The organism is Lentimicrobium sp. L6 (assembly GCF_013166655.1).
In the GTDB taxonomy this organism is placed as follows: Bacteria; Bacteroidota; Bacteroidia; order Bacteroidales; family UBA12170; genus UBA12170.
Map to the genome: position 1 here is coordinate 1 of NZ_JABKCA010000096.1, position 15,534 is coordinate 15,534.

General features: G+C 36.0%; 11 protein-coding genes. 6 read left to right on the forward strand and 5 right to left on the reverse strand.

Annotated features, from left to right (window positions below):
* Positions 1-41: 41 nt before the first annotated feature.
* From HNS38_RS18080 to HNS38_RS18090, 3 genes are all read right to left on the reverse strand, one after another.
* Positions 42-1,394: a hypothetical protein gene (locus HNS38_RS18080; protein WP_172346849.1), complete on the reverse strand. Its 1,353-nt coding sequence runs from the start codon at positions 1,392-1,394 to the stop codon at positions 42-44.
* Positions 1,395-1,979: 585 nt separating this feature from the next.
* Entirely contained in the window at positions 1,980-2,936 is a 957-nt protein-coding gene (gene ribF, locus HNS38_RS18085; RefSeq protein WP_172283290.1) for a riboflavin biosynthesis protein RibF, read from the reverse strand.
* Between the two features lie 9 nt (positions 2,937-2,945).
* Positions 2,946-3,938: an aspartate-semialdehyde dehydrogenase gene (locus HNS38_RS18090; RefSeq protein ID WP_172346850.1), complete on the reverse strand. Its 993-nt coding sequence runs from the start codon at positions 3,936-3,938 to the stop codon at positions 2,946-2,948.
* A gap of 66 nt (positions 3,939-4,004) precedes the next feature.
* On the opposite strand from HNS38_RS18090, the gene HNS38_RS18095 reads away from it, so the two are divergent.
* Positions 4,005-7,391, forward strand: a complete 3,387-nt coding sequence (locus HNS38_RS18095; protein ID WP_172283277.1) for a lamin tail domain-containing protein — start codon at positions 4,005-4,007, stop codon at positions 7,389-7,391.
* A 382-nt stretch (positions 7,392-7,773) separates the two neighbouring features.
* Here HNS38_RS18095 and elbB read toward each other — a convergent pair whose 3' ends face one another.
* Positions 7,774-8,424, reverse strand: coding sequence for an isoprenoid biosynthesis glyoxalase ElbB (gene elbB, locus HNS38_RS18100; RefSeq protein ID WP_172283275.1), 651 nt, complete (start codon positions 8,422-8,424; stop codon positions 7,774-7,776).
* Positions 8,425-8,437: 13 nt separating this feature from the next.
* On the reverse strand, positions 8,438-8,977 hold the full coding sequence (locus HNS38_RS18105; protein ID WP_172283273.1) for an IPExxxVDY family protein: 540 nt from the start codon (positions 8,975-8,977) through the stop codon (positions 8,438-8,440).
* Positions 8,978-9,133: 156 nt separating this feature from the next.
* Here HNS38_RS18105 and HNS38_RS18110 point away from each other — a divergent pair, with 156 nt between their 5' ends.
* The 5 genes from HNS38_RS18110 to HNS38_RS18130 form a co-directional block, all read left to right on the forward strand.
* The gene (locus HNS38_RS18110; RefSeq protein WP_172346851.1) at positions 9,134-9,901 is read left to right on the forward strand and encodes an exodeoxyribonuclease III; all 768 of its coding nucleotides are present in this window, start codon (positions 9,134-9,136) and stop codon (positions 9,899-9,901) included.
* Entirely contained in the window at positions 9,898-10,266 is a 369-nt protein-coding gene (locus HNS38_RS18115) for an arsenate reductase family protein (protein WP_172283268.1), read from the forward strand. Before HNS38_RS18110 ends, HNS38_RS18115 begins: the two co-directional genes overlap by 4 nt.
* A gap of 110 nt (positions 10,267-10,376) precedes the next feature.
* Positions 10,377-12,272: a T9SS type A sorting domain-containing protein gene (locus HNS38_RS18120; protein WP_172283265.1), complete on the forward strand. Its 1,896-nt coding sequence runs from the start codon at positions 10,377-10,379 to the stop codon at positions 12,270-12,272.
* A gap of 185 nt (positions 12,273-12,457) precedes the next feature.
* A complete protein-coding gene (locus HNS38_RS18125) occupies positions 12,458-14,362 on the forward strand; it encodes a T9SS type A sorting domain-containing protein (RefSeq protein ID WP_172283262.1) in 1,905 nt (634 codons plus the stop codon).
* 454 nt (positions 14,363-14,816) lie between these two features.
* The coding region (locus HNS38_RS18130; protein ID WP_172346852.1) for a hypothetical protein at positions 14,817-15,534 on the forward strand (718 nt) is incomplete at its 3' end.

Below are 15,534 nucleotides of genomic sequence, written 5' to 3' on the forward strand. Positions count from 1 at the left end.
TGAGTGGCACAGTTACATCGGTATAGGTGGCACAACATGAGTCAGCCTATCCAATCTATGGTTTGATGGTATGATGAGTGTATCTTTTTACCACTAAGGTTGAGGATTTCTGTATAGGTTTCCTTATCGCAATCGATATATAATGCATCTGTTGTGGGATTTGGATAAATGGTAACTGGGATTGTTTTAAAGTTATTGGTGTTTGATACCTCAATGCTTGAGTAATATAAAGAAGTCCTGCCGGTATGTTCCCATTCTTGTGAATCTTCATTTTGTTTAAAGAACAAAGTGTTTAACCAAATGTTTTGTGCATCATATATTTCATGATATTCATATACATCTGTGAAAAGATCATAATCTAATGGAATGATTACTTCATCTATTGAGAAATTATAGTCGTACAGATTTTGGTTTTTACTTAGTGTCATCCAGATTTCATTATTTTCATCCCAATTATATTTGTAGGTTTCGATATTATTTCCATATTCATCATACGACCAGTTTGTTTTATCATTCAATAGCCAAGAATCGTCACTTGATTTTACAGAGAAAGTTAACCTTTCTATATTATTCCCTTCCTCATCAAAAATATAGTCTCTTTTATAACGTTTTTCCCAATAATTGATGTCAAGGTATTGAATAAAAGCCTCTTCGCTTGTTAAATCTTGATTCTCATTGTGTTCATATTTGTATAAATAGAAATCCTTCCAGGTGTTTTCTTCTGTAATCCAATATTGTATTAATAAAGAGTCTAATAATCCTTCATTACTATAATAGAAGTTTTGTTGTTCTTCAAAGTTCCAGTTGTTTTGGTCTGAATCCCAATCGTTAATTATAATGCTCTCCAATAGGTTTGCTGAATTCCAAGAGTATATTTTTTGAGATTGATTTGTAAATTCCTCATCATCAAAGAGCCTCACCGAATATATATCCTCGATTAGTTGATGGTATGAATCATAATTATAAAGGTTTCTAGAGTATTCAGAAAGTTCATCTTCAATGTTTTTTCTATAGTATATTTTCGTTGATTTATCGAAGTTACTATCATAGGTATAATCTATTTTAAAATCCAAATACATGCCATAGTCTGCAATATCCTTATAATATAGAAAGCTAGTAATTTGTCCTAAATTATTGTGTTGCCATTGTCTTGATTGGAGTGTATTATAGTTGTTTTCTCCCAGATATGTTTCAAGATTTAGGGAGTCTAACTTTTGAAATGCTGTTAAGTATTGATCGGGATCCATTTTTAAAGATGAGAACATTTTCTGATAATCAAAATAGCTAGAGTGCTGCACTTTTCTGAATTTGTTATGAACTGATAAGTGATTCTGCTGCCCAAAAGAAAGAAATGAAACACAGATGAGAATAATGATTAAAATGCGGTTTTTCATAATTTATAAGTATAATGTTAGATGAAAAGAGTTTGGTCAAAAATACTATTTTCCCGGATTAAATTGATTGTTTTTTGCAATTATTTGATTACAAAATGAGGCCCTAAATATTCGCATTTGATTTTTTTTTGCTTAAAAACAGGAATGTATAACTAAGAACAAACCACAAAATGCTCCATAATTTGTTAAGTTTAAAAACCTGCACAATTTAGAATTGGAGAAAGCCAAGAACGTCATAATTATCCAGTAAAAATTCGCTAAGACACTGTGCCATCCGTGTCCTATCATCTTTACGTTCTTTGCATGTTTTCCCTTTGCGTTTTTTTTTGCGTGAAATTCTAGATTGCCTAAAATATATTAAAGTAATTATAATCAATAGTTGAGAGGGTGAAAACCTAAGAGCTTGAGAAGTTTTTATTCCCCCTTCTCAGGGCTTTAATCCTCTCCTTGTGGTCGAGGCGTGAATCCATTTGCGCTTTTGGCGTGTTCTTCCTTTGCGTTTTCTTCGCGTGGAATCTTAAATATTGAGAGCTTAATAGGTTTAAAAGCTAGATTAACAAGATTTTAGGGTGGAAAGCAAACTCTTTACTTACAATCCGTAAATCGCTCCATCATCAGGCATGCCTTTTCTTTGTCCGAAGTCAATTGTTTTTTTAGCGTTTCTAAGCCATCAAACTTCTCTTCTTCTCTAATTTTCTCTAAAAAACACATGGTGATATGTTTCCCATAAATATCTCTATTGAAATTAAAGATATTGACTTCGGAACTGAGGTCATGTTTTTCTAATCTAATGGTTGGACGATATCCGATATTGGCCATGCCATAAAAATGCTCTTCGCCTATTTTAATCTCTACCACATAAACACCAGCCGGCATGAGCTTGTGGCGATACTTATCCTTAACATCCATATTGGCTGTGGGGAAACCTAAAGTACGACCAATTTGATTCCCTTGAACCACCAAGCCCGACATTTGATATTTATAGCCCAAGAATTTATTAGCAGCAGGAATATTTCCTTCGGTGAGGTATTTACGGATTCTAACAGAACTAATGCCCAATTTGTGAATATCCTCCATGGGCACTTCATTCACTAAGAAACCATATTTATCGGCAAATTTATTCATCAAGAGAAAATCACCATCACGGCCATATCCATATTGATTATCGAAGCCCATCACCACTTCTTTTACTCCAATTTGCTCCACCAAAATACTCCTCACAAAATCAAAGGAAGTGGTATGTGAGAAGGCCTCAGTAAAAGGGATGACTAACAGATAATCCACTCCAAAAGACTCCAGCAACTTGGCCTTTTCTTCTATGGTATTGAGTAGTTTCACCTCATCCTTGCTTTTTTCAAAAAGAACTTCCTCTGGTCCTGGGTCAAAGGTGATAATGACTACTTGCCCTTGCTTTTCAGTGGCTATAGATTTACATATCTTCAATAATTTCTGATGACCAATATGCACACCATCGAATCTACCTATACTAACCACAGGATAGCTAAGTTTGGGAAAGTTTTTTATGTCCTTAATGAGTTCCAAGGGCAAGATTTAGATAGCGAAGTTTTTGGTAATATATTCTGCAATTTGAACAGCATTGGTAGCCGCGCCTTTTCTTAGGTTATCGGCAACCACCCACATGTTCATGGTTTTATCTTGGCTTTCGTCTTTTCTAATACGACCCACAAAAACATCATTCTTCCCTTCAGCAAATTTAGGCATGGGATAGTCGTTATTTAAAGGTGTATCTTGAATAGTGATTCCAGGATAATTTCGCATCAATTCCACCGCATCTTTTATCTCAAAGTCTTGATGGAATTCAGCATTAATGCTTTCGCTATGCCCACCCATCACAGGAACTCGAACCACGGTGGCGGTTACTCTAATACTATCGTCACCTAATATTTTTCTAGTTTCATCTACCAGTTTCATTTCCTCAGAGGTATAGTCGTTTTCTAAGAAATCGCCACCATGAGGAATCAAATTCATATCGATAGGGTGAGGATAGAATTTAGCTGGAGCAGGACGACAAATTCTTTCATCTTGCAATTGCCGAACAGCGCCAACGCCAGAGCCAGTAACCGATTGGTAAGTAGAAACCACTAAACGATTTAATTGATAGGCTTGGTGAAGTGGAGCCAAAGCCAATACCATTTGTATGGTAGAGCAATTTGGATTGGCAATGAGTTTATGTTCTTTGGTTAGTTGGGCGGTATTGATTTCAGGAACCACCAAAGGGATTTCTTTATCCATGCGCCAAGCAGAAGAATTGTCAATCACATAGCAGTTTTGTTTGACAAATACAGGAGCCCATTTTTTAGAAGTAGCACCACCAGCTGAAAAGATGGCAATCTGAGGGTTTTTCTTTAAGCCTTCTTCTATGGTTAAAACAGTGAATGTCTGGCCATCAAAAACGATTTCTTTGCCTGCTGATTTTTCCGAAGCAATAGGGATCAATTCTGTGATCACCAATTCACTTTCTTTTAGTACTTGGAGGATAACGCCTCCAACCATTCCCGTAACGCCTACTACTGCTATTCTCATATTTATTTCTTTATTAAATGCAAAATTAGTACATTTATTGCGATAATAAATGATAAAACTTTCCTAATGAAAAAGCATTTTATACTAATCGTTTTCTTAGTGCTTTCCTTCCTAATTCATGCCCAAGTTTCTGAGACTTTTGAGGATGGTGATTTTACCCAGAATCCTTCATGGATAGGCGATGAGAGCCATTTCATAGTCAACCCTGATTTTCAATTGCAATTGAATAATGAAGGACAGTCGGATACCTCATATTTGGTCACTGCCAGCTCCATAATGGACAGCACCAGCTGGGAGTTTTTTATAAAACTTTCATTCAGTCCTTCCTCTAATAATAATGCTCGGGTTTATTTGACATCCGATCAACAAGATTTATCCGGTAGTTTAAATGGATATTTCCTTCAATTTGGAGAGTCTTTGAGCGATGATGCCATAGAGTTGTTTAAACAAAATGGAACAGAAATCACCTCCATTTGTAGAGGAACAGAAGCTAGTGTGGCTTCCTCTTTTCAGGCTAAAATAAAGGTGATTCACAAGAATAATGGAGACTGGATCGTTTATTCAGATTTTAATAGCACAGGTCAGTTTCAAATGGAATGCCAAGGAAATGATAATAGCATCAGCACTACTTCTTATTTTGGATACTTCTGTAAATATACCAGCTCTAATTCCACTAAATTTTACTTAGATAACATAGAGATACAATATATGGAAGTGGATACTGAAAAGCCGGAGGTGGAGGCGGTTGTATTAGAATCCTCAAAAGAATTAAATATTAGTTTTAGTGAAATGATTTTGGAAGAGACTGCTATAAATATGCTAAATTATAACGTGAATCAATCTGTTGGTAACCCTGTTGTTGCAATTTTGTCAGAAGGGAAAACAGAAGTCTTTCTGCAATTTGAGAATGAATTTTTGGAGAATCAAGAGTATGAAATCATCATAGAAAATATTGAAGATTTAAGTGGAAATGTGATGGAGCCCACGGTAAAGACATTTGCCAGAGTAGAAGTTTCTCCTTTCGATGTGGTTATTAATGAAATCATGGCAGACCCAACTCCAGAAATACAATTGCCAAATGCAGAGTATCTTGAGATTTATAATAGAACTTCAACCGTAATCACTTTGCAAGGATGGAAGCTAGAAATAGGAGGGACACTAAAAGACTTTCCGGAAGCCAATATCCCTGCCAACTCCTATCTTATTCTTTGTAAAGAAAGTAATATTTCCTTGCTGGCTCCGTATGGAGAGTGTGTTGGCTTTTCTAGTTTTTCTTTAACCAATGGGGGACAGTTATTGCGCTTATTAAGCCCAACGGATATTGTGGTTCATGAAGTAGAATACAGCGATGATTGGTATTTGGATCCCAATAAAGATGATGGAGGATGGTCTTTAGAGCAAATTAACCCTTCCGACTTTTGTTCCCAAGCCATCAATTGGAGAGCGGCAGAAGATGCACGAGGTGGAAGCCCAGGCGAAATGAATTCTATTTATGATGATACACCTGCTTTCCCTCAGGCTTCAAGTTTAGAAGTAGTGGATAATCCTCTTTTATTATTGACCTTCAACCAACAAATGGATTTGCAAGATGTTTTAAGAAAATCCAATTATATTGTGAACCCTGGGGGAATTCCAGTTCAACAAGTCATGGCAAAAGATACCAGCAGCTCTGTGTTTTTAGTATTCGAAGACCAATTTGAAATAGGGGAGCATTATCAATTGGTAATAGATGGAGAAATTAGAAATTGTGCAGGCCAGCTCATGGATACCCCAGCCGAGATTGATTTTATGGTGCCGAAAATTGCGATGGAAGGCGATGTAGTGATAAATGAGATATTGGCAGATCCGGAACCCGCTTATGGTTTGCCTCCCTATGAGTTTTTAGAGCTTTATAATACTTCCAATGCCCCTATCGATTTAGCGGGTTGGACCCTGCAAACAGGCTCTACCATAAAAACTTTTGAAAGCTATTTATTAGAGCCTCAAGAATATTTGATTGTTTGCGAGCCCAATGCTGTGGCTAGTTTTTCTGAATTTGGAGATACTTATCCCATATCTAGTTTTTCCTTAACAAATGGTGGAACTCAATTGGTATTACGAAACCTGGGTGGAGGTATTATTCATCAGGTGGAATATGACGATGATTGGTTTGATGATGACGATAAATCAGATGGGGGATGGAGTTTAGAAGCTATTGATCCTTTGGAATATTGTGTGGAGCAGCCCAATTGGAGCGAAAGCATAGATGCTAGAGGAGGAACTCCCGGAAGTTTGAATAGTGTGAATGGAACTTCGGGTGAGATAGAGCCTTTGAGGATTCAGAGAATTGAGCTATTGAGTGAAATGAGTATACGAGTTTATTTCAGCGAAAAAATGGACAGTATCAGCTTGGCGGAAACTCAGAGTTATTTTATAGATCAGGGCATAGGACAGCCCAATACTTGCGAAATAGAAGGACCTAAATATAATACCGTTATTCTTAGTCTAAATGAAGAACTATCTAATGCGGTAGTTTATACCTTAGAAATTCAAGATGGATTATTGGAATGTAATGGTAGCTCAGCGGGAGGATTGTTTTTGAGTTTTGCTGTTCCCGATGAAATAGAAAAAGGAGATATCGTTTTTAATGAAATCCTTTTTGATGCAGCTATTGATGATGGAGAATATATAGAATTGGTTAATGTTTCTGAGAAAATCCTAGAAACTGCGGGACTGAGTATTTCGAGAATAAAAGTGAATCAATACGATACCACTTGGTATATTGCCGATTTGGAAAGCGCTCTGCTATTCCCTATGGATTATATGGCCTATGCCGAATCCCCAACACAAGTACTCAAAGTCTATTATTCTGAACAACCTGAGCAAATCATGCAACTGAATAGCTTGCCCGATTTCCCCAATTCCGAAGGCCACATTCTTCTTCATTTAAGCTCCTCCACGGACAGTATTATTGATGAATTACAGTATAACGAAGACATGCATCACAGTTTATTAAAAGATACCAAAGGAGTTTCTTTAGAAAAAATAAGTTTGAATGGAGGGAATGCTTCTTCAAATTGGCATTCAGCTGCCAGCTCTGTTAACTATGGAACTCCAGGCTATCAGAATTCTCAGTATTTAGAGGAAGGCGAAAGTATATCTGCTTTTGAATTGGAACCAGAAGTTTTTTCGCCTGATAATGATGGTTATGAGGATGTTCTTCAAATACATTATCGCATGCAAGAGGTAGGTTATCAACTCAATTTAATCGTTTATGATGCACGAGGAAGACAAGTTAATCGCCTAGTAAAAAATGAGCTTTTAGCTACTGAAGGAACTTACTATTGGAATGGAGAAGACGAGAATGGCCAAAAAGCAGATATGGGAATTTATATCTTATTATTTGAATACTTCGACTTAGAAGGAAATGTAAAATCTGAGAAGTTATCTACTGTTTTGGGTGGGAAGTTGTAGTGGTTTTTGAGTTATTGAACTGGAGAGTTGGAGAGGGTTCAAGGTTTAGGGTTTAAAGTTCAGGGTTTAAGGTTTAAAGTTCAAAGTTCAAGGTTCAATGTTTGAGTATGTGTAGACCTTAGAAATGGGTTTCATAATATGTGTTCTGTTTACTTTGCGAGCTTCGCGATTTTTCTTTGCGTTTTCTTTGCGTGGAAATACAATGTATAGGAGATGGAGAAAGGGAGAAGCGGAGCGTTCGAAAGCTGGCATAATTAATCAGTGACAATCCGCTAAACCCGTGTTATTCGTGTTCTATTCTTTATAGTGTTTAATAGCTATATCACAAAGCACACAGAGGAGTCACAAAGTTTCACAGAGTAATAATTGTTTTATTCTCAATCTACTCCATACTCTCCATCATAGCCTTTACAATATTCTCGGCACCAATGGCAATTTCAAGAATAGTAGCATCCAGCATATAACAAGGAGTGGTAAAAATATTTTCTGCTTTATCGTGAACCACTTCGCCGTGAGAAGTTTCTAAATGATGTGCATTTAATGCTTCTAGAGCTTCTATGGTCGCTTTATCGTTTCCTATGGTTAAATCTACATTGTCTAAAGTTAAGGCAATAAGCGCAGGAGAGATACATAAGGCTCCAATGGGTTTTCCCATTCTATGCATTTCCTGAATGGCATCTTTCACTTGGATAAAAACACCAGCTTCAGCTCCTTTAAAGGCAAAATCGGAGAGGTTTTTAGCAGCTCCAAATCCACCCGGAATCAATAAAGCATCGAACTCTTCAGCTTGGAAAGCGCTCATGGGGCTGATCTTTCCTCTGGCAATTCTGGCGGACTCTATCAACACATTTCTTTCCTCGTCCATCTCTTCACCAGTGATGTGATTGATTACATGATGTTGTTTAATATCAGGTGCAAATATTTCATAGACTCCTCCGTGCATCATCACGGCTAACATACTTAAGGTGGCTTCATGGATTTCGGCGCCATCAAAAACACCACATCCCGATAGAATGATTGCAAATTTTTTCATAATATCTTATTTTTTAAATCAATTTATTTTCAAAATTAGCGATTTTATTTTGAGCTACACATTTTTGCCATAGCCATTGTCGAGCTTCGCACTTTTTTTGAGCACTGGTAATTGTTAATAGATGTAGCTCTATATCTTCCAATAATTCATCTAGATTTTTAAGCTTTTGCAGTGGAATTTGGAGAGCAGCATTTATATATGGAACCCTCCTCATCTCTTTTAAAATTTCATTTACAGGGATTTGATAAGAGGAAAGCTTAAATAAAACAAAGAATTCAAAATGAGGATAAGCGGAAACAGCCGTGTTTTTTGAGGATTTATTGGTAAATAGATAATAATCCATACGTAAGTCTTCATCATAAAAATGATAAAATGCAAACTTGCCAATCTCTCCATTCTTATTATAAAATGGGATATCGGGCATTTTCTTAAAAAAGGTCTGAAAGTGCTTATTTAAATAGTAAGATAGCTGATAATCCTTCAGGGAAGAGGATAGCCCAATCATGAGATACTCTTCGTCAGTAGGTTGTGTTGTTTGTAATCTGATTTTCATGTTTGGCTATCTTGAAGCAAAGTTAATAATCCTAAGCATATGTAGCTTATGAAATTTAAAAAAATGAGGAAATGGATGATATCAAATAAGCAATACTTTCATTTGTAAAAAAATACCGAAATTAGCGCCTCAATAAAAACCTTAGAAATTACCTATATGAAGATAATCACCTATAATGTAAATGGAATACGAGCTGCTGTTAAAAAAGGCTTCCTTGATTGGTTAAGAGAAGAGAATCCCGATGTGGTTTGTATACAAGAAACTAAGGCCCAAGACGATCAAATACCGGTTTTTGAATTTACAGAGCTGGGTTATCATACTTATTCCTTTTCTGCACAAAAGAAAGGATATAGCGGAGTAGCTATTCTGAGTAAAGTAGAACCTAAGCATGTGCAATTTGGTATGGGAATTGAAAAGTATGATTTTGAAGGCCGTTTTATACGTGCTGATTTTGAAGATTTTTCAGTAGTAAGTGTTTATCATCCCTCAGGAAGTAGTGGAGACGCACGCCAAGAATTCAAAATGCAGTGGTTGAGCGATTATACGGAGTATATTAACGAGCTTAAGAAAACCTTACCAAATCTCGTTCTTTCTGGAGATTATAATATTTGTCATGAAGCCATTGATATTCACAACCCTAAAGGCAATGCAAAAACCAGTGGTTTCTTGCCTGAGGAGCGAGAATGGATGTCGCAATTTCTAGCCACAGGCTTTATCGATTCCTTTAGGATGTTGAATAAAGATCCTCATCATTACACTTGGTGGAGTTATAGAGCCAATGCGCGAAACAATAATAAAGGCTGGCGTATCGATTACCATATGGTTAGCGAAAACATGAAAAGCCAAATCAAAAATGTAGGTATTTTACCCGACGCAAAACACTCAGACCACTGTCCGAGTTTTGTGGAAATAGCATCATTATGAAGAAAATATTCACCCTTTCCACCTGTGACACCAGTAAAAGAATCCTCAAAAACAGTGGAGTTTTAGACTTAGGTTTCGAAGTCATTGACATCAAAAAGAGAGCGATTTCTGAAGAGGAATTAGATGAGATTAAAGCTTTAGTAGGGAGCTATGAAGACCTGTTTTCGCGTCGATCTCAAAAGTATAAAAGCCTGAAATTAAAAGAGGTAAACCTAAGTGAAGAAGACTATAAAAAGTATATTCTTCAGGAATACACTTTCCTCAAAAGGCCTGTGATTATTGATGATAAACATGTTTTTGTGGGGAACAGTAAAGCTAATGTGGAAACGCTAAATCAATACGTATTGCAGAAATCACTTAGATAAAAATACGTGAGATTTACGAGTTCATTCCGTTTGAATATAGGCTTTTTGCCATAAAGATCATATAATTTTGGAGCACACAATAAACAATGTTAATTTAAATTATAAGTGCGATGAAAAAATTATTACTTTTTGGTTTGGCTCTTAGCCTTTCCTTCGGAGCAATGGCCGATGGAACTAAGGATGCTAAAAAAACAACAAAGACGGTAAATACAAAGAATAAGATTGAGATAGTTAATCCTACTCAAACTTCTCCTGTTGTAGCCGCAGAAATGAATTTAAAAGGAACTAAATCTGTTGATAGAGTTTATATTGGGAAATCGGCCAATGTGTATTCTGTTCTTTTAGAAGAGCAAAGAGGTTTAGATTATAATGAAGAGATTGGAACATACTCTTTTACTTTTAGAACGGATCCTGCAACCTACGCTGGTGCAAATGGTAATAGTGGTGCTATTATTTCTGCTACTTCTCAAGATGGAGATACTTGGGCTGATACTTGGTTGATTAATACTGCTGATGGTGGAAGATATCCTTCTGGTGTGGTTTATAATCCTGATGGAAACACTAATCCTGCTGAAGCTTTAGTAGTTGGTGCTGGTCCTGTTTCTACAGGTACTTGGACGCATAACTTCTTCTCAAGTTCAAAAATTAATGGTGCAGATCTAGATCTTCAATTAGTTGAAGTTGATCCTGCTTATTCTGGAAGCCAATTGATTCGTCAAGGTATGCAGGCCACTAATGATGGTTTTGTTCATATTATGGGTTCAAAATACCAAGATAATGGTTCTGGTTATTCTACCGAGATGAACTTAAATGTTTGGAATGGTGAATATAATGGTTCTACTTTCGATTGGGAATCTGTTGATGTTCCTGTTGACCTTAAAATGAGAACTGATGGTACTACTTTTAACTTCTGGACTTTCGGTTCTACTTGGTCTAACGATGGTTCTATTGGTTATATGTGGATGATTGGTGTTTCTGCTGATATCGAAAATGGTTACCAACCTATTGTATTTGTGACAACAGATGCAGGTGAAAGCTGGGATGAAATCGAAATTGAATTGGAAGATAATGAAGTAATGTCTGAGTATATTTGGGCAACAAATGCTCTTGAAGGTCCAATGTGGCCACAGTGTACTGAGCTTGATGGTATTGTTGATGCCAATGGTGAATTACAATTATTTGTAAAAGCTACAGGTACTTTCTCTACTCATATTGATTCTTTAGGTTACTCTTATACTAACAACTTAAACTATATTTACAATATTGAATTAAACGAAAGTGGTGTTCAAAATGTAATTTTTGTTGACTCTGTGATGACTGATGATGTACCAACAGATGGGGCCAATGCATTAGGTGGAGCAGCCGGTTGGGGTACAAGATTACGTGCTTCTAGAACTGCTGATGGTTCTGCTGTTTTTGCTGTTTGGACTGATACAGAAGATGTTGAAGCTTTCGGTGGAGAGAATGGTGCTCCAAATATTAAAGCGGCAGGTAGAATGATTGACGGTGATTTCAATGATTTTCCTGTAACTAACTTTACTGCTGATGATTTATATGCTGGGTTCTATTACTTTATCAATGTGGGTCAGGTAAGTAGAATTGCTGATAATTTTGTTCATATTCCTGTGACTACATCTGTTAGCCCTGCTGAGTTTGGTACAGGTGATGAGCTAACTCCAACTACTCATAGTTTTGTGAAAGGTGTTAAATTTCCTTGGACTGTTGGTTTGAATCAATTAGAAGCGGTTTCTAATATCGCAGTTAGTCAGAACAATCCTAATCCATTCACAGGTTCTACAACTATTGAATTAACTAGTGCAGTTTCTGCTCCAGTTATGATTGAAGTAAGTAATTTAATGGGACAAACTGTTTATTCAATGAATGCAGGTGTTATCAATAACACGATGAAAGTTGAATTACCAGCTAGAGATTTACAGTCTGGTGTTTACTTCTACACTGTAACTATTGGTAACGAAAGTGTATCTAAGAAAATGATAGTGGAATAATCGTCGAAGAAATCCACAAGATTAAAATATTTAGATTTAAAGAGCCTGATTTTTCAGGCTCTTTTTTTATGCCTTTTTGTATACTTATCTATATGTAATTCACTAACTAAGGCTAACTTGAGTTGTTTAAGAAAAATACTTAAATTTGCTATTCAACAAATACTTAATCTTAAATTATTAATGCTATGAAAAATTTTTTACTTTTTAGTTTAGCTCTAAGTCTTTCTTTCGGTGCTATGGCCGATGAAAAAAAAGAGGCTAAAAAATCCACGAAAATGGTAAATTCAAGAAATAAGATTGATTTACCAATGAGTCCAACTCAAACACCTCCTGTAGTTGCTTCCGATTTTAACTGGAAAGGTACACAATCTGTAGAGCGTGTTTATATCGGAAAATCTGCTAATATATATTCAGTACTTTTAGAAGAACAGAGGTATTTAGATTATAATAATGACTTAGGGGCTTATGCTTTTACTTTTAGAACAGACCCCGCTACCTATCCCGAAGCCTTAAACAGTGGTAATATTATTATGGCTACATCAACAGATGGCGGTAGCACTTGGGCTGATACTTGGATGATGAATACAGATGATCCTTGTAGATACCCTTCTGGAGTGATTTATAATCCTGATGGAAATACAGATCCTAATGAAGCTTTTCTTGTTTCAGCAGGTGGTGTGTTTAACGCCGCTTGGACTCATAATTACTTCGCTTCTTCTAAAGTTAATGGGCAAGATTTAACACACGAAATAGTGCCCGTAGATCCTTCTTGGTCTGGAAGTCAGATTATTCGTAATGGTTTACAAGTTTGTTCTGATGGAGTGGCGCATATTGTAGATTCTAAATACCAAGACAATGGTTCTGGTTATTCTACAGAAATGAATATTGCTGCTTGGTATGCTGAATTTAATAGTTCTGGCTTCGATTGGGATGTGGTTGATGTTCCTGTTGATTTAGCTTTGAGAACTGATGGAACTACATTTAATTTCTGGACCTTTGGTAATGCATGGTCTAATGATGGTTCTGTAGGATATACCTGGATGGTTGGTGTTGATGCAGAATTAGAAGGCGAAAGTGGATATTCTCCTATCGTATTCAAAACTGAAAATCAAGGAGAAGATTGGGAACAAATTGAAATTGCTTTGGAAGATAATGAAGTGATGAGTGAATACCTTTGGGCTACTAATCAGTTTAATGGTCCAATGTGGCCTCAAGTTACAGAACTTGATGGTGTTGTGGATGCAAATGGCGAACTACAATTATTTGTAAAAGCTACTGGTACTTTCTCTACACATATTGATTCTATTGGATACTCTTATTCTTATAATTTAGATTATATCTATAATCTTGAAATTAATATGGATGGTGTTCAAAATGTTTTTTATGTAGATTCCATTGTTGCTGATGATGTTGAAGCATCTTCTGCCTATTCTTTAGGTGCTGAAGGTTGGGGTTCTAGGCTGCGTGCCACAAGAAGTGCTGATGGGACTGCCGTATTTGCAGTTTGGACTGATACTGAAAATCCAGATAATTATGAAGGTGTGAATGGTGCTCCTAATATTAAGGCTGCTGGTAGATTAGTAAATGGTGGTGATTTCACTGACTTCCCTGTTACTAACTTTACTGCTGACGACTTATATGCTGGATTCTATTTCTTCCAAAACGTGGGTCAGATAAGTGAAATAGAAGGTGATTATATTCACCTACCTGTTGTTACTACTGTAACTCCATCTGAATTTGGTTCTGGAAATGAGTTAACTCCTGTAACTCATAGTTTTGTAAAAGATGTTAAATTCCTTTGGGTAACTGGTGTAGAAGAAGCAAGTACTGTTTCTCATTTTGCTGTAACTCAAAACAGTCCTAACCCATTCTCTGGTTCTACAACTATCCAACTAACTAGCCAGTTAGTAGCTCCAGTGATGATAGAGGTCAGTAACCTCATGGGACAAACTGTTTATACTATGGATGCTGGTATTATTAATCATTCAATGAAAGTTGAATTACCTGCTAGTGACTTACGGTCAGGTGTTTATTATTATACTATAACCATAGGTAATCAAAGTGTATCTAAAAAAATGATTGTGGAATAGTATAAATCACAAGATTAAAATAATTAAATCTCTAGAGCCTGTAGAATCAGGCTCTTTTTTTTAAGTTTTTTAAGGCCTTAAATCGCTGTTTTGAGATTAAGTATGACAAAAATTGTCAATATTTTATGAGAATTGGCATGTAATTTTGTTCGTTTTTGAACAAAATTTGCTTTTTTCAGCTAGAAAGATAGGCTTTTTACTCAGGTTTATGTTTATAAAATAAGAAGCTTATATTTGTTTTATACCCATATAATAAGTGCCAAAACACCTGTGAAATAAGCTAATTTGGACAGAAAACAATCTCTATGAGAATTATCCAGTATTCTATTGCCAAATAGTACAAACACCTAATCTTCGCTTTTTTAGTCATTTGAAGGCCAAAAGAACTTGAAATAATTATCAAAAAAGCTAAATTTGCTATTCGACGAATAATAAATCTAAATATTTTAATACTATGAAAAAATTTTTACTTTTTAGTTTAGCTGTAAGTCTTTCTTTCGGTGCTATGGCCGATGAGAAAAAAGTAGCAAAGAAATCTACCAAAATGGTGAATTCAAAAAATAAAATTGAAGCACCAATGTCTCCAACTCAAGTGAAACCAGCTGTATCTGCAGATGTGGAACTTAAAGGAACAAATGCTGTGGAACGTGTATATGTTGGAAAATCAGCAAATATCTATTCTGTTCTTCTAGAAGACCAAAGATATGTTGATTATAATGAAGAATTAGGTGCTTATGCTGTTACCTTTAGAACAGATCCTGCTACTTATCCTGAAGCTTTTAATAGTGGTAATATTATTACTGCTACATCAACAGATGGTGGTAACACTTGGGCTGATACTTGGATGATGAATACAGAGGATGCTGGAAGATACCCTTCAGGTGGTATTTATAATCCTGATGGGAATACAGATCCTAGCCAAGCTTATTTAGTGGCTTGTGGCCCTATTACAACTGGTGGTTGGTCTGATAATTTCTTTGCAAGTTCAAAAGTTAATGGAGAAGAACAAAATCTTCTACTTTTACCTATCGATCCTGATTGGTCGGGTAGTCAGTTGATTCGTAATGGATTACAGGTGACTTCTGACGGTTTTGTTCATGTTGTTGATTCTAAGTATCAAGACAATGGTTCTGGTTATTCTACAGAAATGAATATTGCTGCTTGGTATGCTG

What these genes read in the sequence shown, in the direction of transcription:
- HNS38_RS18095 (WP_172283277.1), top strand. Translation starts at nt 4,005, where the DNA reads ATGAAAAAGCATTTTATACTAATCGTTTTCTTAGTGCTTTCCTTCCTA.
- HNS38_RS18115 (WP_172283268.1), top strand. Translation starts at nt 9,898, where the DNA reads ATGAAGAAAATATTCACCCTTTCCACCTGTGACACCAGTAAAAGAATC.
- HNS38_RS18090 (WP_172346850.1), bottom strand. Translation starts at nt 3,938, where the DNA reads ATGAGAATAGCAGTAGTAGGCGTTACGGGAATGGTTGGAGGCGTTATC.
- HNS38_RS18110 (WP_172346851.1), top strand. Translation starts at nt 9,134, where the DNA reads ATGAAGATAATCACCTATAATGTAAATGGAATACGAGCTGCTGTTAAA.
- HNS38_RS18080 (WP_172346849.1), bottom strand. Translation starts at nt 1,394, where the DNA reads ATGAAAAACCGCATTTTAATCATTATTCTCATCTGTGTTTCATTTCTT.
- HNS38_RS18120 (WP_172283265.1), top strand. Translation starts at nt 10,377, where the DNA reads ATGAAAAAATTATTACTTTTTGGTTTGGCTCTTAGCCTTTCCTTCGGA.
- elbB (WP_172283275.1), bottom strand. Translation starts at nt 8,424, where the DNA reads ATGAAAAAATTTGCAATCATTCTATCGGGATGTGGTGTTTTTGATGGC.
- HNS38_RS18105 (WP_172283273.1), bottom strand. Translation starts at nt 8,977, where the DNA reads ATGAAAATCAGATTACAAACAACACAACCTACTGACGAAGAGTATCTC.
- HNS38_RS18125 (WP_172283262.1), top strand. Translation starts at nt 12,458, where the DNA reads ATGAAAAATTTTTTACTTTTTAGTTTAGCTCTAAGTCTTTCTTTCGGT.